The organism is Rhodococcoides kyotonense (assembly GCF_001645385.1).
Lineage (GTDB): Bacteria > Actinomycetota > Actinomycetes > Mycobacteriales > Mycobacteriaceae > Rhodococcoides > Rhodococcoides kyotonensis_B.
Map to the genome: position 1 here is coordinate 103,738 of NZ_LVHI01000007.1, position 21,130 is coordinate 124,867.

The 21,130-nt window shown below is 65.5% G+C and carries 25 protein-coding genes, 1 rRNA gene and 1 riboswitch; of the genes, 8 read left to right on the top strand and 18 right to left on the bottom strand.

All coding sequences use genetic code 11. The features are described 5' to 3' along the window. Positions 1-60 precede the first annotated feature (60 nt). The 5 genes from A3K89_RS05915 to A3K89_RS05935 all read right to left on the bottom strand — a co-directional run bounded on the left by A3K89_RS05915 (position 61) and on the right by A3K89_RS05935 (position 3,343). The gene (locus tag A3K89_RS05915; RefSeq protein ID WP_068423252.1) at positions 61-1,287 is read right to left on the bottom strand and encodes an MFS transporter; all 1,227 of its coding nucleotides are present in this window, start codon (positions 1,285-1,287) and stop codon (positions 61-63) included. Next, positions 1,284-1,928 carry a GntR family transcriptional regulator gene (locus A3K89_RS05920; protein WP_068423254.1) on the bottom strand — a complete coding sequence of 215 codons (645 nt, stop codon included), beginning with the start codon at positions 1,926-1,928 and terminating at the stop codon, positions 1,284-1,286. Before A3K89_RS05920 ends, A3K89_RS05915 begins: the two co-directional genes overlap by 4 nt. A 94-nt stretch (positions 1,929-2,022) precedes the next feature. Next, positions 2,023-2,220 (bottom strand): hypothetical protein, encoded by a 198-nt coding sequence (locus A3K89_RS05925; RefSeq protein ID WP_068423256.1) that lies wholly within the window; start codon positions 2,218-2,220, stop codon positions 2,023-2,025. Between the two features lie 105 nt (positions 2,221-2,325). Next, positions 2,326-2,721, bottom strand: a complete 396-nt coding sequence (locus A3K89_RS05930; protein ID WP_068423258.1) for a DUF2752 domain-containing protein — start codon at positions 2,719-2,721, stop codon at positions 2,326-2,328. A gap of 19 nt (positions 2,722-2,740) precedes the next feature. After that, entirely contained in the window at positions 2,741-3,343 is a 603-nt protein-coding gene (locus A3K89_RS05935) for a hypothetical protein (protein WP_068423260.1), read from the bottom strand. A 139-nt stretch (positions 3,344-3,482) separates the two neighbouring features. Between A3K89_RS05935 and A3K89_RS05940 the strand changes: the two genes are divergently transcribed. Beyond that, the gene (locus tag A3K89_RS05940; protein ID WP_068423262.1) at positions 3,483-4,070 is read left to right on the top strand and encodes a hypothetical protein; all 588 of its coding nucleotides are present in this window, start codon (positions 3,483-3,485) and stop codon (positions 4,068-4,070) included. 12 nt (positions 4,071-4,082) lie between these two features. Here A3K89_RS05940 and A3K89_RS05945 read toward each other — a convergent pair whose 3' ends face one another. Beyond that, positions 4,083-4,421 (bottom strand): plastocyanin/azurin family copper-binding protein, encoded by a 339-nt coding sequence (locus A3K89_RS05945; protein WP_068423264.1) that lies wholly within the window; start codon positions 4,419-4,421, stop codon positions 4,083-4,085. Positions 4,422-4,508: 87 nt separating this feature from the next. Between A3K89_RS05945 and A3K89_RS05950 the strand changes: the two genes are divergently transcribed. Continuing rightward, positions 4,509-4,931, top strand: coding sequence for a hypothetical protein (locus A3K89_RS05950; RefSeq protein ID WP_068423266.1), 423 nt, complete (start codon positions 4,509-4,511; stop codon positions 4,929-4,931). 105 nt (positions 4,932-5,036) lie between these two features. Here A3K89_RS05950 and A3K89_RS05955 read toward each other — a convergent pair whose 3' ends face one another. The 8 genes from A3K89_RS05955 to A3K89_RS05990 all read right to left on the bottom strand — a co-directional run bounded on the left by A3K89_RS05955 (position 5,037) and on the right by A3K89_RS05990 (position 13,965). Beyond that, positions 5,037-6,206 (bottom strand): Dyp-type peroxidase, encoded by a 1,170-nt coding sequence (locus A3K89_RS05955; RefSeq protein ID WP_068423268.1) that lies wholly within the window; start codon positions 6,204-6,206, stop codon positions 5,037-5,039. Continuing rightward, on the bottom strand, positions 6,199-6,669 hold the full coding sequence (locus A3K89_RS05960) for a copper chaperone PCu(A)C (RefSeq protein WP_157105250.1): 471 nt from the start codon (positions 6,667-6,669) through the stop codon (positions 6,199-6,201). Before A3K89_RS05960 ends, A3K89_RS05955 begins: the two co-directional genes overlap by 8 nt. 2 nt (positions 6,670-6,671) lie before the next feature. After that, the gene (locus A3K89_RS05965) at positions 6,672-8,054 is read right to left on the bottom strand and encodes a PepSY-associated TM helix domain-containing protein (protein WP_254303447.1); all 1,383 of its coding nucleotides are present in this window, start codon (positions 8,052-8,054) and stop codon (positions 6,672-6,674) included. Positions 8,055-8,161: 107 nt separating this feature from the next. Further along, on the bottom strand, positions 8,162-8,680 hold the full coding sequence (locus A3K89_RS05970) for a hypothetical protein (RefSeq protein ID WP_068423274.1): 519 nt from the start codon (positions 8,678-8,680) through the stop codon (positions 8,162-8,164). A gap of 26 nt (positions 8,681-8,706) precedes the next feature. Next, the gene (locus A3K89_RS05975) at positions 8,707-10,773 is read right to left on the bottom strand and encodes an FUSC family protein (RefSeq protein WP_068423276.1); all 2,067 of its coding nucleotides are present in this window, start codon (positions 10,771-10,773) and stop codon (positions 8,707-8,709) included. An 18-nt stretch (positions 10,774-10,791) separates the two neighbouring features. Then, positions 10,792-12,084: a GAF domain-containing protein gene (locus tag A3K89_RS05980; protein ID WP_068423278.1), complete on the bottom strand. Its 1,293-nt coding sequence runs from the start codon at positions 12,082-12,084 to the stop codon at positions 10,792-10,794. Between the two features lie 61 nt (positions 12,085-12,145). Then, complete coding sequence (locus tag A3K89_RS05985; protein WP_068423280.1) at positions 12,146-12,913, bottom strand: acetoin reductase; 768 nt, start codon at positions 12,911-12,913, stop codon at positions 12,146-12,148. After that, positions 12,910-13,965, bottom strand: a complete 1,056-nt coding sequence (locus tag A3K89_RS05990; RefSeq protein WP_068423282.1) for a 2,3-butanediol dehydrogenase — start codon at positions 13,963-13,965, stop codon at positions 12,910-12,912. The genes A3K89_RS05985 and A3K89_RS05990 overlap by 4 nt, the downstream gene beginning before the upstream one ends. A gap of 125 nt (positions 13,966-14,090) precedes the next feature. Beyond that, positions 14,091-14,189: riboswitch (TPP riboswitch) on the top strand. Between A3K89_RS05990 and tenA the strand changes: the two genes are divergently transcribed. From tenA to A3K89_RS06010, 4 genes are all read left to right on the top strand, one after another. Continuing rightward, entirely contained in the window at positions 14,183-14,908 is a 726-nt protein-coding gene (gene tenA, locus A3K89_RS05995; RefSeq protein ID WP_068423321.1) for a thiaminase II, read from the top strand. Its footprint overlaps the riboswitch before it by 7 nt. Further along, positions 14,890-15,909, top strand: coding sequence for an ABC transporter substrate-binding protein (locus A3K89_RS06000; protein ID WP_068423325.1), 1,020 nt, complete (start codon positions 14,890-14,892; stop codon positions 15,907-15,909). Before tenA ends, A3K89_RS06000 begins: the two co-directional genes overlap by 19 nt. Further along, entirely contained in the window at positions 15,887-16,708 is an 822-nt protein-coding gene (locus tag A3K89_RS06005) for an ABC transporter permease (RefSeq protein WP_068423284.1), read from the top strand. Before A3K89_RS06000 ends, A3K89_RS06005 begins: the two co-directional genes overlap by 23 nt. Next, entirely contained in the window at positions 16,705-17,424 is a 720-nt protein-coding gene (locus A3K89_RS06010) for an ABC transporter ATP-binding protein (RefSeq protein ID WP_068423323.1), read from the top strand. The genes A3K89_RS06005 and A3K89_RS06010 overlap by 4 nt, the downstream gene beginning before the upstream one ends. Here A3K89_RS06010 and A3K89_RS06015 read toward each other — a convergent pair whose 3' ends face one another. Together A3K89_RS06015 and A3K89_RS06020 are read right to left on the bottom strand one after the other, a co-directional pair. Further along, on the bottom strand, positions 17,425-18,582 hold the full coding sequence (locus tag A3K89_RS06015; protein WP_254303449.1) for an LCP family protein: 1,158 nt from the start codon (positions 18,580-18,582) through the stop codon (positions 17,425-17,427). A 96-nt stretch (positions 18,583-18,678) separates the two neighbouring features. Continuing rightward, positions 18,679-19,332, bottom strand: coding sequence for an FMN-dependent NADH-azoreductase (locus A3K89_RS06020; RefSeq protein ID WP_068423288.1), 654 nt, complete (start codon positions 19,330-19,332; stop codon positions 18,679-18,681). Positions 19,333-19,392: 60 nt separating this feature from the next. Between A3K89_RS06020 and A3K89_RS06025 the strand changes: the two genes are divergently transcribed. Further along, positions 19,393-19,764: a helix-turn-helix domain-containing protein gene (locus tag A3K89_RS06025; RefSeq protein ID WP_068423290.1), complete on the top strand. Its 372-nt coding sequence runs from the start codon at positions 19,393-19,395 to the stop codon at positions 19,762-19,764. On the opposite strand, the gene A3K89_RS06030 is transcribed toward A3K89_RS06025, so the two are convergent. Continuing rightward, the gene (locus A3K89_RS06030) at positions 19,761-20,081 is read right to left on the bottom strand and encodes a homoserine dehydrogenase (protein WP_068423327.1); all 321 of its coding nucleotides are present in this window, start codon (positions 20,079-20,081) and stop codon (positions 19,761-19,763) included. The genes A3K89_RS06025 and A3K89_RS06030 overlap by 4 nt on opposite strands. A 507-nt stretch (positions 20,082-20,588) precedes the next feature. On the opposite strand from A3K89_RS06030, the gene A3K89_RS06035 reads away from it, so the two are divergent. Further along, complete coding sequence (locus A3K89_RS06035) at positions 20,589-20,780, top strand: hypothetical protein (RefSeq protein ID WP_068423329.1); 192 nt, start codon at positions 20,589-20,591, stop codon at positions 20,778-20,780. 260 nt (positions 20,781-21,040) lie between these two features. Here A3K89_RS06035 and rrf read toward each other — a convergent pair. Continuing rightward, a 5S ribosomal RNA gene (rrf, locus tag A3K89_RS06040) occupies positions 21,041-21,130 on the bottom strand; the annotation flags it as partial.

The following is a 21,130-nucleotide window of genomic DNA, read 5'->3' on the forward strand; positions in this document are numbered from 1 at the left end:
TCCTGTTGTGCGGTTTTGGACTTCAGAAGCGCACAACAGGAGGGTAGATTTTCGTGAGGCCTACTCCCCGGCCGGAAGGTGCGAGGTCGACTGAGTGCGCACGAACACCCAGCACACCCCGGCCATGATGGCACCGACGACGAAGATCGCGGGGTAGGTGACGACGCCCGGCCATTCCTCCGTGAGCGCGGACAGAATCGCCGGAACCGCGAAGCCCAGGTAGGTCAACGAGTAGAAGACAGCCGTCAGACCGGCAAGATCGTCCGGGCCCGCAATGCGTTGCACCTCTTGCAGTCCCGAGACGAGCGCCATGCCGTATCCACATCCGAGCACGGTTGCCGCGATCAACGCAGCCGCGACGGTGAGGATCGACGCGGCCCACGCGGCGAGCAGCATGCCGACGACCAGGATCGTCAGCGCGACAAGGGCACCGCGCGCCGCATTCGGGGTGTCGATTCTGCGGCCGACGGCTTGGATCGCGAATCCAGCGCCGAGCGCGATCACCGACATCAACGCCGACAACGCGATCGGGTGGCCACCGCTTCGGTCGGCCATCAGCGACGGCAACACCGCATATGCGACGCTCGCCGCGCCGAAGACCCAGGGCGCCAACGGAACCACGACCAGAAGGAACCGGCGATGACCCGCAGCCGGGATTTTCAGGTCCTGAACGAGACTCTTTCGCTCCGCGCGGGGAACAGCCGGACGACTTTCGGGCACCGACATCATCCCGACTCCCGCGGCGACGCAGATGCTGACGTGCACGAGGTACGCGAGATGCGTCGGCCACGGCGCCCACTGCGCCAGAACGCCTGCGACGCCGGCGCCGAGCGCGAACCCGGCCGTCAAGCTCATCGCCGCACGACGAGCACCGACTCCCGGAGCTTCATGCGCCGACAGTTCCTTGATCCAGCTTCCACCGACGGCCATGCCGATACCGAGCGCCACACCGCTGAGCACGCGCCCGCCGAAGAGCAGGCCCGCATGATCGGCACCCATTGCGATCAGGATGGAACCGGCCGCCGCGATCGCCGGGGCGGGCAGCATCACCGGCCGTCGACCGAGTCGATCGGACAATGGTCCGCAGATGAGCAGCGACGGCACGATCCCGATGACGTACGCGAACAGGAACGTGTCGACGGTGACCGCCGAGAAGCCGTGTTCGAGTCGATACATCACCAGCAGCGGTGTGAATTCGTTGCCTCCCCACGCGACGGCGAACATGCCTGCCGCGACGAGGAGCCACTTGGCCGTCCTGGTCTCCGTGGTGGCCTTCGTGAGTGTCATGAAGTACTTCCTTCGTTCAGCCGGTGCACGCGGCGCATGTGGCTGTCGACGGCCGACGCGAATCCGTCGGCGTCGCCTGCCTCGATGTGACCGGCAAGCTGCGCATGGTCGTCGACGATCTGCTCGATCTGCCCCGGATCACGGGAGATCGAATGCGTCGTCATCCGTCGCTGTCGTTCGCGAAGGCTGTCGTAGAACGCGTCCAGCAGCGGGTTTCCGCCTGCCCGGACGATGAGTCGGTGGAAATCTGCGTCTGCAGCGCTGAACTCGGCTGCGGTCCCGGTCGCCGCGATCTCGCGTTGGCGAATCAGACTCGCCCGAAGCTGTCGTACGAGCTCCGTGCGAGCGCGTTCGTCGGCGACGACCTCTCGCGCGCTCCCGGACTCGACGAGCCTGCGTGCAGACACGATGTGCTCGGCCTCGCCGGGCGCGATGGGGACGACGAGAGCGCCACGCTTGGGATAGAGCCGCATCCACCCTTCGACCTGGAGACGGAGAAACGCCTCTCGGACGGGGGTGCGGCTGACATCCATCCGACCCGCGATGTCGCCCTCGCTGACCAGCTCGCCACCGGGCAACTCGCCGCTGACGATCATTTCCTTGACGGTCAGGTAGGCGAGTTCCGAGGCCGACGGCTGCATAGACACAACATAGATACTAGATGAAGGGCGCTTCGCACCCGTGCGCGGATAGTTGGATCGGGGTCCAACTATCCGCGCACAGGCACGAAGTGCACTACGGAACCCAGTACCGCGTGGCCAATCGATCGACGAGCGGGTCGTCGTCGTCCACGTCGTCGAGCGCGGCGAGATCGTCTCGAATCGCGACGAGCCGAGGGTCGTCGCCCTCGGCCACCTCGGCTTCGGTGCCGCCGTCCTCGGCGAGCATCTCGCGCATCTTGGCCTGCAGCCGCGCCTTCATCGACTCGGTCATTCGTCGTCACCCTTCTTGAACACCCGGCGAGCGGTCGGGATCAGCACTACGAGGGCCCCGACCAGGACCACGATCGACACCACTTCGAGCCACATGGGTGTCAGCCTACGGCGCGAGCCAGCTGCCTGCCGGAATGTTCCTGACCACGGTGAACGCGACGACGGTGGCCACCCCGGCGACAAGGAGCCACACCGGCGGCCGGGCGGAGAACAGTGGCCGAGACCTCAGGCGGGCGCGAACCCAGGCGGCCCACAGACCCAGCCCGACGACCGCAAGCAGAACGAAGAGCATGTTCGACGCCGTCGCCGACGCCACGTCACCTCGCACGAGGTCGCCGAACGCGCGGGTCGCGCCACATCCCGGACACCACACGCCGGTGACGGCGTGGATCGGGCAGGTAAGGTACGTCGTCGAGCGTGGGTCTCGGACGGCGACGAGCACCGCCGCCGCACCGACCGCGCCTGCTACGAGAAGCGGGCCTCGCAGCGCGACGACGGACATGCCTCGACGATATCGCGCCCTACTCGTCCGACCGGCCTGCTGCATGGTCGTAGTAGCCGACGACGCCGCAAGCGCCGTGCAGCGCGAAGTCGGCCTGGCCGCCTCGTGCTCGGCCGTTGTCGCAGATTCCCCGCAACAGCACGTCCACCAACCGATCCAGATCGTGCCATCGCCTCGCCGGGTCGCTGCCGTCGTACTCGGCCGACGGTTCGAACTCCCGGCCGACGGACGCGTCGACGGCGGCCAGCTCGTCGAACACCGCTCGATCGGGCACGTCGATCTCGGGTGCATTCTCGGCGACGACGCGCACGGCCCAGCGGATGTCGTCGACGTGATTGCCCAGCCAGGTGCGTCGGCGATGGATTGCGCCCAGCGTCGGCCAGCGCTTGCGGGCAGCCTGACGCGTCTTGCCGGTGACGACCGCCAGATCGGCGAGGCTGGCGCCGAGCCACAACGCGGTCGACGCGGCGTCCGCGGTGACCGCCGCCGCTTCGCGTTCGACGCGTTCCTCGGTCTCGATCGCCTCACGCAACGCGAGTAGGGCATCGTGCCTGCGCCGACGCTCGTCCGACACGTCGGTCGGCTTGTCTCCCGGGTCGAGGTCTGACAACTTCTGGTTCACATGGCCACGATAGCGTGTGAACCTAAGGTTCACAATGCTCCTTTCATCCGTCGAGGGTGAGCTTTGCCCGGTCTCCCGACCGGCCAGTCCGGCGCCGCTAGGTTCGAGTTCTCCTCGCGCAACAAAAGGTGTGATCCCTATGAAAGCCCCCCGAACCGCGCTCGCCGCGCTGTCGACCCTCGCATTGACCACCGCGTTCGGCACCGCCGCAGTCGGGACCGCGCACGCCGAACCCGCGAGCGTCGGCTACAGCACCACCGTCACCGAATCCGGCTCCGTGCGAACGATTCTCGACGCCGGCGCATTCTCCCTCGCTGCCGACGGCCGTAGCCTCGACCTCAGGAACGACGAGGGGACGACTCTGACGTCCATCCCACTTGCCTACTCGGTGGACGGGCTCGTTCTGCCGATCGCGGGAACCATCGGCGACGACGGCAGATCGCTGACTGTGACACCGCAGGCGACGTCGCTCATCCGTCCGGTGTACAGCCCTGCGGCCTACGACAACCTGGTGACCCAGATCCAAATCGGTTGGCAGAACGGCGGTTCGGTGTCGGGTGGCATCGGGGCGGGAATCGGCGCGGTCATCGGATGCGTGCTGTTCATCTTCGTCGGCTGCATTCCCGGAGCGGCAGCCGGGGCGACGATCGGCGTCGTCAACGGCGTCACGAGCGCGAATCCTGCCGTGACACCCGCGTTCTTCGATTTCGTCCGAACCCTGCCCTGACGCCTGTGACCCTCAGGACTCGACGACGACGGTTCCCGTCATGTCGGGGTGCGGCGTGCAGTGGTACGTGAACGTTCCGGGCTCGGTGAACGTGTGCGTGAAGGTGTCCGACACCATCAGCGGACTACGGAAGGATCGGTCGTCGGCGACCACGTCGTGCGACATTCCCTTGTCGTCGAACACCCAGGTGACGGTGTCGCCGACCCGGACGGTGATGGTCTGCGGCGAGTACGCACGATTCACGACGGTGACCTGATTCGGGTACTCCGGCGTCGGCGCCTCCTCGGCAGGCGACGAACATCCGACGGCCGCGAGAAGAACAAGACCTACCAACGCACCTCGTGATCGCACGGCCCCACACTACCTACGACGCTCACCCCGCTGTCCGGTCGCGACCTCCGGTACCATCACCGCGTACTCACGACGGAGGTTCCATTCATGACGAAGCGACGTGCTCGTATCGCCGCTGTCCTTGTTTCTGCACTGATCGTGGTCGGGACCGCGTTGTTCGGAGCGGGGACGGCTCAGGCCAAGTTCTCGCAGGCCGGAGTGATCAGTCCGACGGTCGGCTTCGACCCCGCCGCGATCACAGAATGGCGACCGGAACAATTCTTCGTCAACCAGCAGATCTTCGTGCGCACCGACCCGTCGCTGCCCGGGCTCTCGGACTTCACGCTGAACGTCGGATGCAACTGCGCCATCAACTGGTTCAACCACACCACGCAGGTCGGCGGCGTCGCGTTCCCCGGGCCACTGAACACCGGACCGATTCGCACCGGCTCGGGCGACGTGTCCGCCTGGGTCGAGATCCCGGGCGGATGGACCCTCCTCCGCGGCGCCGGAAACTGGTGGGTTCCGTAGCGTTTCTCGGGTCGTTCCGCGGGCTTCACTCCTAGTGCGCTTCGCACCCGTGCGTGGTCAGTCGGCCCCTGGGCCAACTATCCGCGCACGGGTGGCGCAGCCGCACTACAGCATCCCCTCCCCCAGATACCCACCGTCGTCGACGCCCGCCGGAACTGCGAACACCGCTGATCCGACGGGCGTCGTCCATTCGTTCAACGCGTCGTGCTCGTCGAGTCGCCTCTGCACGGGCAGGAACTGCCCGACGACGTCGCGTTGATACGCCGCGAAGACGAGCCCCGAATTGCTGGACGACCCGCTCGTCGGTGGATCGTCGTAGTTGTAGGCGCGCCGGAAGAACCTCTCGCCGTCGTGGCGGTGCCGCGCCCGAGCGATGTGCGACGCAGGCGAGATCACCGGGACGCCGAACTTGTCGGTCGCCGCGAAATCGGCTGTGTCGTGCTCGAACTCACCGGTCAGCGGTGCGCCGGTATCCAGACGCCGTCCGACGGCGAACTCCCGACCGCCACGGTCCAGTTCGTCCCACGTATCGAGTTCGACGGCGATCCTGCGCACCACCAGCGACGTTCCACCGGTTTCGTTCCAGACCAGAGCGTCGAAATCCGTTGTTGGACTTGGATTCTCCGTCCCGTCGACCTGGCCCATCAGGTTGCGCATCGTCGTTCCCGACGCCTGCGAGCCCCGCGCGGACCGAAACCCTCGCTGCACCCACCTGATCGACGCCATCGACCGCACGTTCTTCGTCAACACTCTCACCGCATGCGCGACGGGAACCGGATCGTCGGCGCACACCTGCAGAAGCAGATCGCCGTCGCTCCACCGAGGCTCTAGCCGATCGATACCGAATGCCGGCAACGGTGTCACCGGCGACGCGACACCGGCTGCCGTGAACGCGCCCGGCCCGAGCCCGACCGTAACGGTCAACCGCGACGGAGACTCCGCGAGTTCGGGTTCCGTGTCGGCAAGCGCGGGCAGTCCCTGCGTCAGACGCGACGCGTCCGCGGTCCACATCCGCAGAATTGCGATGACGTCGTCACGGCCGGCACCGTCGTCCAGATCGAACGCGACGAACGTCCCGTGCGCCTGAGGCGGAGTCGCAATCCCCGCCTGATGTTTCCCGTGAAACTGTACGACCTCTCCACCGAAGACGGCTTCGCCAGTCTCTCTTGATATTCCGTAGGCCGCAGCGCCCGCCGCACCGAGTGCGACGGCACCTCCCCCGAGGAGGCGCCGTCGACTGAATGCGTTGGAACGCTGTGGTGCTCGGTCAGCCACCGTAGTTTTCCTGCGCGCCCGCGAAATCGCGAACCTGCGCGGTGAAGGTCGTCGTCGAACCATCTTCGAACGTGAGGGTGATGTCGGTGTCGGCTCCCGGCGTGAGGGGTGACGTCACGTCCATCAGCATCAGGTGATCGCCACCTGCCTGCAGCACCTTCGTGTCGTCGCCCGCCACGGCGAAACCGCCCTCCTTCGGCTTCATGACCATCGAACCGTCCGCGCTCGCAACGACTTCGTGCAATTCCATCATCGACGAGCTGCCCGTCGATGCAGCGACGACGCGGACCTGATCGTCACCGGTGTTCTGGATCTCCGCGAACGCCGACGTCATTCCGGTGTCGGCCGCCTTGATCCAAGCTTCCCGCACGGTCACCGAATCCGCTTCGGTACGTGGCTCGTCGGCCCCGCATCCTGCGACGAGAAGGGCACCGGCGAGAGCAACGAAAGCTGTTCTGTACATGTTCATTTCGACTCCAGAGTCGTGGATGGCCGAAGCCCGACCAGGGCATCGACGAGAAGGAAGGCGAGGAGGCTGATTCCGAGAAGCGGCACATACCAGCCGAGCACGAGAGCGGCTACGACCACCGCGACGACGTGTGCGCGCGGCAGGCCGCGAAGACCACCCCGCCTCGGCGGCCGCGCCGTCGGCCTGCGCTTCCACCACATGAGGTAACCCCGGACCACGACGGTCACCAACGCCAGCGCGAGCAACGCCAACACGATCTGATTCGCGACGCCGAACAGAATGCCCATGTGCAGCGCGATGCCCCACGCCGCCAGTTTCGCTGCGACGGGCCAATCGGCGAAGTCGTTGTCGTCGACGATCGCGTTCGTCGCGCCGTCGATTGCTACCGAACTCGTCGACAACGCGAACGGCTGCCGGGTCTGCGCGACGACGAAGGCAGTATCGGCCTCGGCCGGAATCGACACTTCGACCTTGCCGTCGATGCCATGCGACCGGGCGGTTCCGAGGACCGAATCGATGCGACCGACGTTCACATCGAGAACATCCCTCGAGACCTCGGAGACCGACATGTCATGTCCCGCATGGTCTCCCGCGGCCGCAGCGCCGCTTCCACCGATGGACGTGGCGGTGGCGGGCGTTGTCCAGTTCAGCGCCGACCGCAGGTCCGAGATGTTCTCGCCCGCGTACTTCGACCACGTGAGGCCGGTCGCGGACAGGAACACCAGCCCGACGGCGATCCAGAGGCCGACCGCCCCATGCCAGTTGCGCGTCCTGGCCCGGCCCGAGACGGAACGGTCGACGGTCAGCAGGCGACCGCCGCGGCGGTAGCGTCGTACCCACAGGACGACGCCACCGAGCGCAACGATCCACATCCACGACGCGGCCAGTTCGCTGTAGATCCGGCCGGGTTCGCCCAGGTGCAGGTGGCGGTGGAATTCGCTGATCCAGGTTCGCAGCGGTAGTGAGCTGCTGCTTCCGTACACGACCGACTGACCGACGGACTCCCCCGTCACCGGGTCCACGAAGACCGCGAGGCGCTTCGATTCGCCGAGGGACGGGTCGGTGAACAGGACACGGCTGGTCTCACCGGGTTCCGATGCCGGCCGCACTGCGGCGACGGTCAGGTCGGGTCGTTCCGACTCCGCGGCGCGGACCTGCGCGGCGACGGACTGGGTCGGGCCCGTCGACTCGGTGGTCAGCAGATCTCGGTACACGACGGATTCGATGGTGGGTGCGAGTGCGTAGAGGCCGCCGCTGAGTGCGGCGACGAGGATGAACGGTGCGATGAGGATGCCTGCATAGAAGTGCAGCCGCATCACCAGAGACGGCGCAGGTGGGGATGGGTCTTTCGTACGTTCTTCGGCCACGACTGTGGACATGGGTGTGCTCGATTCGCTCGTCGACGAGAGCCGTCGAAAAGTGGATGTGGCAAAGCACGGCGGATCCCCGTCAGGGTGAAATGCCGCCGCTGAAGTGAAAGCTCGAATCAAGCAGCGACGGGTGGCCCACGCGTCCCGACGCCGGAACACGCCAGCAGTCGCAGGACGACGTCGGGACGGTATTCGGTGCGGTCCCGAGGACGCTCGTCCTCGACGGGTAGCACCACGCGCAGCACCGGAAGGATGCGGCGAAGAACGGACAGCGCGTGACCGTGACCGAGGACGGCGGCACGAATCAACAACGCACACATCATGGTTGCGACGGCGTGTGCGGCCAGCATCGACGGCGTCAGCGACGTTCCGTGGTGGTGCTCGCTCGCGATCGTCAGGACGGTGTGCCCGCACACCTGTCCGAGCGCGAGGACGGCCACCATCGGCACTCGGCCGGCCAGTACCGCCACGACACCACCGACAGCCGCACTGACGATCACGAGAAGGACGAGCGCGGATTCCGAGGGCATCATCGTGCCGCCGCCGACGCCGTGTGCGGCGATGCTCAGCGTCCCGGACGTAGCGCCGACGAACACGCCGCGGATGCGCGCGCGACCATCGGGCCGGGATGTCATGCGGACACCCTACCGACAGCCGGGTTTCAGGCTCGCGTGAAGATCTCACCCATCGTCCGGTTGAGGTTGCCGAGCGAGCGAACCACGCTACGCACCGACCCCGATGTCGTCGCCGACGCGAGCATCACGTCCGGAGCCGAGGTCTCGGTCAGCTTCTCCGGCGGCTCGACCTGCTCGCCGGACAGCGCGCGTTTGACGTCGTCGATCAGTGTCTTGGTGACGTCGGCGGCCTCGCGGAGCGCCTTCGCCGTCGCCTCGGACGGGGCGCTGTCGCTCTGCGCGCGTGAGGCGCCGACGCCTGCGCGGGCGAGTGCATGCCCGGACCGGTTGCTGACCGTCATGATGCGCAGCAGACGCTTCGTGCCGCGTCTCGTCCGTGCCGTCGGACCCATCTCCAGTGGCTTACCCGCAGTCACGAGTTCCTTGAGTGCGTTGTCGAGAGTGCGCATGTCGGCGACGAGATCGGTGTCCCGCCCGGGTTCGACGACCGATTCGATACTCGAATCGACGATCGAGGACATCTGGTCGAGGTAGGTGTCGATCTTCTCGGTCATCGTCGATCGAGTGCCGGTGGACAGGATGAAGTAGGCCGACGCGATTCCGACGAGTCCGCCCGCGGCGGTCTCGTAGATACGCAGTTCGAGCACGTCGACGCTGAACGTTCCGAGCAGGCCGTACAGCATCGCGAGCATCACCGTGACGAAGAACGACAGCAACGCGTAGGCGACGGTGACGAGGTAGAACGCGAAGAACACGCACACGACGAGCAGCGTCACCTGCAGCGGCTGGTTGTTGCCGACTAGCGCCGACAGGACGACGCCGGCGAGGACACCTGCAATGGTTCCGACGACGCGGTGGCCCGCGCGCGACAGGATCTCGCCACGCGTCGACGCGCCGGTGAACACGAGGAAGGCCGTCAGGACGGCCCAGTACCAGCGGTCGGGCGAGATCAGCTCGCCGAGAATCGTCGCAGCGCTCGTCGCCACGGCCACCTGGATCGCGGCCTTGGTGCTCGGATTCATGCCGGTCTCGTCGTCGCGGCGCTCGTCGTCCTTCCTGGGCGGTTCCGCCTCGGTCTTCAACGCGTTGCTGGTGATGTGGTGGATCGCGATGTGGGCTTGGACGGCGCGCATCGCGACGGTCGTTGCGACGCCGGCCTGGGTCGACGCGTCGGCCTTGTCCGCGGCTGCCGCGGCAAGGCGTCGCGCAGCACGCAAAGCTTCTTCCGACGGATGGTTCTGCAGACACGAACCCAGCGCGGTGAGCGCTTGCCCCAGCTGTTTGGGCCACTGTTTCTCGGGATCGAGCGCCCAGAGTGCGCTGACGAGTTGTTCGGTGGCGATCTGGGCGTCGAAGATACGCAGCGACAGATCGGCGTTGGTGACGCTGAGCAGTCGAGCGGCGTCGTTGCGATCCAACCAGTCGTCGATCATCAGGGCAGTGCTGCCGAGCCGGTCCAACCTCTTGCGCAGCAGTTCGATGTTGCGGTCCTTCTTGTTCGACGCGACCTCGAGCACATCGATGCACGACGCGCGCAGCGCCCGCACCAACCGCTGGAGCTCCACCCGCGGCCGGTCGGGCAGGATCACCGTACGCACGACGAGTGACACCGCCACGCCGACGACGATCGACGCGGCGAGCATCGGGATCTGGCCGGGCGTCGCGCGCAGAAACAGGGCGAAGAAATAGCAGATGAACGCGACCATTCCGAGCGCAGTGCCCCGCGGTCCGTACCGGCGTACCCACACGGCCGCGAACAGGACGACGATGAATCCGACGTCGGCAATCTTCCCGAACTGCGACAGCACCGCCGACAGCGTGACCGCACCGATCGCGGGGAAGACGAGCAGAAGCGTCGTGACGACGCGGCTGCGTTGGTCCTTGTCCTTCACCGCCGCCGACGATTGCATCGCGACGACGGTGCCGATCATGGCAACCGTGATCGGCTGGCCGAGTGCCGCCGAGCTGGGCAGAAGGACCAGCATCGCGAGGACGACGGTGACGGTCGTCGCGGTGGCCGAACGCAGACGCAACCGACCGGGATCCGACACGGCGAAAAATCGCGTGAGTGCGCTGCGCGCCTGTGCGTGCATAGTTGGACCGGAGACCGACTATTCGCGCACGGGCGCAGAGCGCCTCACAGCCGGCGCCGTCGAGTGCGGCAGCAACCGGCTCATGTTTTCGGGAAGGAGCAGGTCGACGACGACGGAATCGTCGAACCGATACGGCTGCGTCAGCAGTACACCCGCCAGATGCTTTCGTAGACGTGACATCTCGGCGCGGACGGTGATGGCTCTCCCGTCGTCGCCGAACAGGTCGGCGGCCATCTGCGCGGCAGTTCGCCCACCTCGGTACGTCGCGAGGAGGTACAGGATCTCCGCGTGCCGCGGCGTCGGCTCGTGTGTCCATTCGCCGACCTCGCTGCGAATTCGCACTCGGGTCTGCTGCGGCTGCCGTAGATCGATCGTCACCGTCGTGGATTCGACAGCGTCGTCCCCCGAACCCGTCGGGCGTACGAGCCAGCCACCGGGAAGCGGTTCGAAATCGCACATACCGAGCTGCGGCATCCAGAACCGTCCCGCGCCGAGGTCCTCGGGCAGGAGGATGCGATTGCGCAGCGCCACGGATTCGACGGCAGCCACCCACCCATTGGAGTCGACCGCGAGCGCCGGCGCCTGCAGTCGTGCCAACATCGGCGCTGCCACCGAGCGTAGACGGTCGAGATGCTGCCGATGATGTTCGCGCAGTTGCGATTCCGCGAGACGCGCAATGGCGTCGACGAGAGCCAGCGTCGTCGGATGTACCGTGCTCGCCGGACCGCTGACGTCGACCGCGCCGATGACGTGCCCCGTGCGTGGATCCTTGATCGGCGCACCCGCGCACGTCCACGGATGATGGCTGCGCACATAGTGTTCCGCGGAGAAGATCTGCACGGCACGCCTGGACACGAGGGCGGTACCGATCGCGTTGGTACCGACGGAATCCTCCGCCCAACTGGCGCCCTCGACGAAGCCGAGACCGTCCGCACGACCGAGGACCGACGTGGACCCGCTGCGCCACAGGACGCGTCCGTGCCGATCGGCGACCACGAGAATGTTGTCGCCGTCCTGGACGACCGATTCGAGTCCCCGGCCGAGGTCGTCGAGGATGTCGAACAAACCCGATTCCCGACGGCTCAGCTCGAGATCGGACGTGTCGATCTGCGGCGACTGCACGCTGACCTTCTCGGGGTCGATACCGAGTGTCCGTAGCCGCCGCCAGGAATCACCGATGACTTCACGCGGGCGCGCGGGCGACTTGCCGCCGGTCATGGTCGCGTCGTACACCGCACTGAGAATCTGCGCGTAGCGGCGCGGATCCTCGCCGGCCGCCAGCGCAGGTTCGGGGCCTGTCGACTGTGTCATCACCGGCAATTGTGCGCCAGCTCACAAACCGATGTAAAGCCAGGGCCGTCGAATGCACACCTCATCGATAGACGAGACCGCCGTCGATCAGCGGTGCCTGCCCGGTCATGTAGTCCGAATCCGGGCCTGCCAGGTAGGACACGAATGCCGCGACGTCGTCGGGCGTCTGCGCGCGTCCGAGCGCGATGCCGCCGACGAACTTGTCGTAGGTCTCACCTTCTTTCGCACCGGTCAGCTCGGCGAAACGCTTGTCGATGGTCACCCACATGTCGGTGCCGACGACGCCGGGGCAATAGGCATTGACGGTGATCCCGTCCGACGCGTATTCCTTCGCCGCGGCCTGGGTCAGCGCGCGCACCGCGAATTTCGTTGCGCTGTAGACGCCCAGCATCGCGAATCCGTCGTGTCCGGCGATCGACGACGCGTTGACGATCTTGCCCTTCTGCTTCAGCGTCCTGAATTTCGCTGCGGCAGCCTGAATCCCCCACAGAACACCGTCGACGTTGACGGCGAAGATGTTCTTCGTGTCCTCGGGGCGGACGTCGTCGAGCGGCGCGACCTGTGCGATACCCGCGTTGTTGACGATGACGTCGAATCCGCCGAGTTCCTCGTGCGCATGATCGACCGCCGCGAACACCTGATCGCGATCGGTCACGTCGGCTACGAAAGTCGTTGCCCCACGACCGATGTCACGAACCTCCTGCGCGACGGCGTCGATCTTGTCCGATGCCACGTCGACGAGCGCGATGTCGTGCCCGTCGCGGGCGAGGCGAAGTGCAATGCCACGGCCGATTCCCTGACCGGCTCCGGTGACGAGTGCGACTGTCATTTCTCTCCTTCGGCTGGAGTTACCAGAACCTTCATCTTCTTACCTGCGTGCAGTGCCTCGAAGCCGTCCTCGACCACGCCGTCGAGCGCGATCTTGTCCACCCATCCGCTCGTGTCGTACTGCCCGCGTGCCATCAGATCGATGACGGCGTCGTAGTCGGCCGAGGTGTAGCAGAGCGAACCTTGGATGCGAGATTCGTTCATGACGAGCTTCTGAAGCGTTGTGGTCAAGGGCTTTTCGTAGATCGCGACGCTGACCAGCGGCTTGCGCGCACCGATGCAACTCAGTGCCGTCTCGACGGCCGGTTGCACACCGGCTGCGTCGTAGATCGCGTCGGCGCCGCGACCGTCCGTGGTGTCGGCGATGAACTCAGGCACGTCGAGTGTCGTGGGATCGAGCGTCTTCGCGCCGAGCGCTTCGATCGATGCGCGACGCGTCGGCGACGGCTCGACCACGTACACGTCGTCGAGTCCCTTGCCGCGCAGCGCAAACCACAGTCCGATCCCGATCGGCCCTGCACCGAACACCATCGCGGTGTCGTCGGGCGTCGGGTCGCCGAGCGTTGCCGCATGGAACGCGACGGACATCGGCTCCACGAGCGCGCCCAGTTCGAGCGAAACATTGTCGGGCAGCTGGTGAATCATGTTCGACGGCACCACCGTGTATTCGGCCATCCCGCCGTCGGACATCAGTCCGTGGAATCCGATGTGCTGACAGATGTTGTAGTTGCCGGCTTTGCACGGACCGCAGTGGCCGCACCGGTAGAGCGGCTCGATGGCGACGCGGTCACCGATCTTCGCATTTCTGACTCCGGCGCCCACCTCGGTCACCGTTCCGGAGAACTCGTGCCCGAGCACCAGCGGCAACTGCTGATGCGTCAGCGGATGCGGTTCGGTAGGAACGAAGATCGGACCGGCGTAGTACTCGTGCAGGTCGGTACCGCAGATGCCGTTGAACCCGACTCGAACCTTCACCTCACCTTCACGGGGCGACGGCTCGGGCACATCGGCGATCTCCACCTTGTTCGGACCGTAGTAGACGGCAGCGCGCATCGGTTCACTCCTCACCGGTTGATTCGATGAACACATGTCTATGTGACCTGACACACAAGCGACAGGGTTGCAGCCCGTTGCAGTCCTTCGATCGCCCGGTCGGCGGATGGTGCTATGGTCGGCGTTGTTCTGACACGGGGTGCGTCCTACCTGAGGATGCTGAGATCACACCCGTCGAACCTGATGCAGTTAATGCTGACGAAGGGATGTCAAGGCGATGGTTACGCCTGTGCACTCGGCGGATTCTGTCCGCCACACGGACCGCATGTGGGACGCAACGGGCTCGTTGCGCACCGCTATCGACGGGCTCGAGTTCCTCGAGCAGCTCGGACACGGAACGTTGCCGCTCGACGCGTTCCGCTTCTACATCGAGCAGGACCGGCTCTACCTGGCCGGATACACCAAGGCGCTGGCCATTCTCGCATCGCGGGCGCCCGACGCGACCACGGCCGCGTTCTGGGCGACATCGGCGGCCAGCGCTGTCGACGAGGCATCTCTGCACGAACAGCTGCTGTCCGGCAGTGCGCTCCCTCCGTCGGACGCGCGCGTCGAGCATTCGCCGACGTGTCTCGGCTACACCTCCTACTTGATCGCCACTGCAGCCACCGAGCCGTATCCGGTCGCGGCCGCAGCAATTCTGCCGTGCTTCTGGATCTACGCCGATGTGGCGGCGCGGTTGGCGGGTGCAGCACAGGACGTGCTGGCACGGGATCCCGAGCACCCGTACGCCCGATGGGTGTCGACGTACGATTCCGACGAGTTCCGCGACATCGTCTCCGCCGCACGAACTCTCGTCGACGAGGCGGCCGATGGAGCGACCGAGGCGCAGCGCGAGGCAATGGTCGACGCGTTCGTGATCGCGACTCGATACGAGCTGTCGTTCTGGGACACAGCCTTGCATCCGATGCCGTGGTCGCACTCGCGATCGGCGGTGGCGCCGTGAAAAAGCTTCTTGCACTTGCCGTGTCGGCCGTGTCGATCGCGGGACTCACCGCGTGCGCACAGTCGAACGATTCCGACACGATCCGGTTCGCACTCGACTGGACACCGAACACCAACCACACCGGACTGTACGTCGCGCTGCAGGAAGGCTACTTCGCCGACGCCGGTCTCGACGTCGAGGTGCTGCCCTACAACAACACCTCGCCCGACACGCTCGTCGATTCGGGCAACGCCGAATTCGGCATCAGCACGCAGAGTTCGACGGCATTCGCAAAAGCCGCAGGCGCACAGATCGTCTCGGTGCTCGCACCGCTGCAGCACTGGGCGACGGGCATCGGAGTCAGGGCCGATCGCGACGACATCCCGAGCCCGAGGGCGTTGGACGGAAAGACGTACGCGGGCTTCGGTGACACCGGCGAGCAGGCGACGCTGAGGCAGGTCGTCCGAAACGACGGCGGCGCAGGCGAGTACGAGACCGTCGTGCTCGGCACATCCGCATACGAAGCCGTCTACTCCGGCACCGCCGACTTCACCGTGTCCTACTTCGCGTGGGAAGGCATCGAGGCCGAGCACAGCGGCACCCCGATGAAATACTTCGACTACACCGACTACGGATTTCCCGACGCGTACGCGATCACCATCAGCGGCAACGAGAACTGGCTGGCCGACAACCCAGAGGACGCAACGAAGTTCGTCCAGGCGCTGCAGCGCGGCTACCAACTCGCAGCAGACGATCCGCACCGCGCCGCACAGGACGTCATCGACGCCAACCCCGGCGCGTTCACCGACGAGAACCTCGTGTTCGAGAGCCAGCAGATGCTCGCCGACAGTTACATGAAGGACGCGTCGGGAACCGTGGGTACGCAGAACCTCGACAAGTGGGCGGCGTACTCGAAGTTCCTCTACGACAACGGGGTTCTCGTCGACGAGTCCGGCGCGCCGCTGACGTCCGAACCCGACTGGTCGACGTACTTCACCGATGACTACCTCGCCGATCAGTAGCACAGCCGAGCCGTCGTCGCCCCGTGACCGACGGGCCCTGACGCTCGTTCGGTGGGCGCTGCCATCGGCGACGATCGTCGTCGTGCTGGTCGCCGCATGGCAGATCTACGTCTCGGTCTCCGGCATCAGGCCGCAGGTGCTGCCGTCGCCGACACGGATCGTGACGCAGGGCTGGGCACATCGCGACGCGATCGCGACGAACGCCGCAGCTACGCTGCAGGTCACGATCGTCGGATTCGCAGTGTCGCTCGTCGTGGCTTGGGTTCTGGCTGTGGCCGTCGACTTCTCGCCGTGGCTGCGCCGGGCCGTCGTCCCGCTGTTCGTGGTGTCGCAGACGTTGCCGATCATCGCCATCGCGCCGCTGCTCATCATCTGGTTCGGATTCGGACTGCTCCCGAAGATCCTCGTCATCGCGCTGGCAACGTTCTTCCCGATGGCCATCGGTTTGATCGAAGGCTTCGCCGCCACCGACCGCGACGCCCGTTCACTGCTGGCCAGTATGGGCGCGAGTCGGTGGCAGCAGTTCCGCTACGTGCGACTGCCGTCGGCGATGCCCCGGTTCTTCACAGCACTGCGTATCGGCATCACGTACGCGGTCGTCGGCGCGATCTTCGCCGAATATGCCGGCGCCAGTGCAGGACTCGGCATCTACATGGCCCAGCAGAAGAACTCGTTCCGCACCGATCTCGTATTGGCCGCAGTGGTCGTGACGGCCGTCATCAGCGTCGCACTGTTCCTGCTCACGTACGCCGTCGAACGCGTCGTCGCGCCGTGGGCGCTGGATCGGAGGACGTCATGACGCATGTGCACCTGTCCGGTCTGACGAAGTCCTTCGGCGACCGCACCGTTCTCGACGGCGTCGATTTCGATGTGGCACAGGGAGAATTCGTGTCGGTCATCGGCCCGAGCGGATCCGGTAAGAGCACGATCTTCAACGTCATCGCCGGGCTGGATACGCCGGACTCGGGAATCGTCGACGCGCCGACCTGCGCGTACATGCCACAGAAGGACCTGCTGTTCCCGTGGCGGTCGGCGCTGGAGAACACCACCCTCGGCCTCGAAGTCCAAGGCGTCGACAAGAAAGACGCTCGCCGACGCGCACGCGAGCTGTTCCCGATCTTCGGACTGGGTGGGTACGAGAACGCCCGTCCCGCCGAGATGTCCGGTGGCATGCGGCAACGCGCAGCCCTGCTGCGGACCGTCGTGCAGGGCCGTGAGGTTCTCCTGTTGGACGAACCGTTCGGCGCACTCGACTCGTTGACGCGGACGACGATGCAGGGCTGGCTGCAGAACGTCTGGCTGCAGTACCGGTGGACCGTACTGATGATCACACACGACATTCGCGAAGCGGTCTATCTCTCGGATCGCGTGATCGTGTTGTCGGACAAGCCTACTCGCGTGCGCCGCCAGGTAGAGGTGCCGCTCGCCAGACCGCGCGCGCTCGACGTCGTCACGTCGCCGGAGTTCGCGAAGGTCGAGTCCGAGCTGATGGACGTATTGATCAGTTCGTACTGATCAGTCGACGCACGGGATGTTGCCGTCCACCTGCACGCCGACGGCAGGCGGGTCGTCGACCTCGGTCGTCGGATCCGCGTCGGGCGCAGGGGTTTCGGCTGTGGCGGCAGGTTCCTCGGGTGCGGGATCGAGAATTCGCGCGGTCTCCGAGCGCAAGCGATCGACGTCGACGATGTTCACGTCCTGGCCGTCGACCGTCTCGTAGCCTTCGACGGGGAGTGTGAAGAAGTCGATCTCCCCGTCCACGATGCTGCCGGCCTGCGAGACGAGTGAGACCGGATCGAGGTCTCTGTCGATGACGATGTCCTGCTTCGTCCCAGCGACGAGAGCACGCAGTTCCCCGAGATTGCCGAGAATGCCGGATTCCTTCAGTTTCGACATGACTCCGGCGACGAACGCCTGCTGACGGCGAGTGCGGTCCAGGTCGCCGTCGACCAGGCCATGGCGTTGCCGCACGAACGACAATGCTTGCGACGCATCGAGAGTCTGGGTGCCTGCCGGGAAGCGTGCACCCGAATACTCGTCGTCGACGGCGTCGTTGAGGCACACCGGGATCGGACCGACGGCGTTGGCGATGTCGTAGAAGCCGAGCAGGTTGACTTCCGCGAAATGATCGATCGGGACCTGCAACAGGCGCTGTACTGCCTGGAGCGTGGAGCGACGGCCCTCCTCGCGCGCCTGCCGTTCACGAGACGCCGGATCGGTCACACCCTCGTCGAACAGCGCGGAGTCGGCGTCTGCCTTCGCCAACCCGTAGGCCTCCTTGATCTTTCGCTTACCGTAGCCGGGCACGTCGACGTAGTCGTCCCGCGGGATCGAGATCGCCTTCGCCCGACCACCGTCGCCCGGAAGATGAAGGAGGAGAAGCGTGTTGGTGTTGTAGCCGCCGACGTCGCTGTCTCCGGCGTGAAGCTCATCGGTGACGAACGACGGCGGAAGGTCGTTGCCGTCCATGTCTTTTCGACTGTCGAGTCCGATGAGCAGGATGTTGGTGTCTTCGCCGTTCAGGCTCGGATCGTTGTCCGGGAGCTCCGCCAGAGCGTTCGACGTCGTCAGCCCCGTCGTCGCTTCTCGATACACTGCCCACCCGACACCGCTGACGACCAGTGACGACACCGCGGCCAGCCCCACCAACCCACGACTGGCGTGAACGAGCAAGCGCTGTGTATGGGTCGCCCGATGACGACCGGCCGACACTCGATGTCGCCCGGCTTTTCGAGAACGGCCGGTCCCATCGAGAAGCACTCGACGAGGTTAACCGAGACCGCGCCCCAGGGTGGCCGCGAGGTCAGCGACGGCCGCCCTGGCCGAGGCAAGCGAGTCCTGTGCCTGCGGAATCAACGAACTCATCGCCGGCACCCGGGCCGCGAGTGTGAGGTCGACGAGTACGACGTGCACCTGCATCCCGAGCGCTGTGCCCAGCACCTGCTGCAGCTGCGGAACGGTGTGGTCGGCACCTTCGTCCGGAGTGCCCGGACCGTATTGGTTCCCACGGCTCGACACGACGACGACATGCTTGCCTTCGAGCGGCCGCGTGGGTGCGTCGAAAGGAACGGTGATCCCGGGAACGTGGATGTAGTCGATCCACGCCTTGAGAGTCGACGGCACCGACCAGTTGTACATCGGTGCCCCGATGACGACGACGTCCGCCGAGACCACCTCGTCGATCAATTCCTTCTGCAGCGCTTCGGCCTCGGGTGGCGCTACTTCCTCCGCCGTGCGCAGATGCGGTGCCCAGTGCAAGGCGGACGTCGGAAGATGCGGCAGTGCATCGCGATGCAGGTCGCGGTAGATGACCGAATGGTCGGCACCGAGGGAATGCCACACGTCCGAGAAATGAGCGGTGACCGCCCGGCTCACCGAATGACTCAGGTCGGCAGACGAATCGAGATGCAGCAACTGCGGCACGGACGCCTCCTTGATCCGGGGGTAGGTAACTACAGACTATGCCCAGTAGTCTTCCCGCTTATGGATCACCGGTACATCGCGAGCGCACTGTCCGCCGAGGATTCACGCGCAGTCGACGCCGTGGTCGCCGGACTGGACGGTCGAACCCCCGACATCGCTGTCGACGGTGTCTCACTCGACATCGACGAGCCTGCGCGACGCGCCGTCGTCGAACTGCTCCGGCAGCTCGCGTCGGGAACCGCGGTCACCGTAGGACCCGTCGGCGAATTGCTGACGACGTCTCAGGCCGCCGAGATCCTGGGTGTCTCGGACACGTACGTGCGCAGGCTGGCCGACGCAGGCGACCTCGCCATCGAAATGCGCGGCACACACCGCAGATTCAAGCTCGAGGACCTCGTACGGCTGCGTGAGAAGTTCAAACGCGACCGCTAGCCCGCCTCCCGCCCGAGCAATCCGGATTGCAGGGTCAGGAGGTCACGGAATGCCTCGCCCGACGCCCGCCACAGCTGTTCACCGTCGATGTAATCGACGCCCAACAGGTTGACGTCGCCTCGAAATGCGCCGACGTCGACCGACAGCTTGCGCACGATGGCCGACACGTCGCGATCCAGGTAGCCGGAATCCGAACGTTCGAGTTCACGGAACCGCGCTGAGAAATGGTCTGCAGAGATGCGCCGGTCGACGAACTGAGCCACCAGGATCACGAATCGCGACGCGTGCAACGACGGAGAACGAAACGATTGCTCCACGACACTGCCTTCCCCGGTCGACGACCCCATTCATCGCCGCCATCGAATCTCGTCGGTTCGAATCGAGGACAAGGGGCGTGCACGGACCGCGACGACGTCGTCGGTTCGCGGTGATCGAGGGGTGTCGACGATTCGGTTCTTTCATTATTCGGAACTTCACCCACGATAACGACGTGAAACCGACCCGAAGCCCGTTACCACGGATCCTATGACCGATCACAACACACTGCGCGCGACAGTTGTGAGGGGCCGTCACGATGGCAATTAATTCGGTGGCGCGCGGTGGCGCGTCTGTCGCATGATGGTCAGCGTCACGAACCGAGGCGGCCGCGAAAGGAGTGGGACTATGACGGTATCTGCCAACGATGTTGTCGTTCCGCGTATTTCGCGTGGCGACGCGCCCGTTCTCTTCATCTAGCGAATTCGATTTCGCTTTCTTTTCACCGCCTGCAGTGATGCTCGTCGAGCTCTGCAGCGTGCGGTCATGCTGTCATGCAAGGAGTTCACATGTACGTGTACGAAAACTTGGTTCGTGACCACGAACTGAGAGTTGCGAAGTCACTCGAACGATACGAGCTCAGGAAACACGGGAGGTCCAGAACGTCGTCCGACGGCCTGGCGCTCTTCGCCGCTGCCCGACGGCTCGTCGCCAGCACCGGCCGGCCGGACTCGGCATCGATGGTCCGTGGCAGCGGGTAGACGGGGTGGATGGTTCATTCATGCCGCTTGCCGGCGGGGGTGTTCGCGTGAATGGCGCATTCATACGATCTGTCAGCGTGGATGGTTCATCGATGCGGACACTCCGCCGCCGCCGCGGCCGGTTCGGGTATGGATGGTTCGTGGCAGCGGGTAGACGGTGTGGATGGTTCATTCATGCCGTTCGCCGGCAGGTTTTACGTGTGGGTGTGGAATGCAGAACACCCCGCAACCGTGGGTTGCGGGGTGTTCTGTGATGTTGTGCACGGCGGTGTCCTACTCTCCCACACCCTGTCGGGTGCAGTACCATCGGCGCTGGAGGGCTTAGCTTCCGGGTTCGGAATGGGACCGGG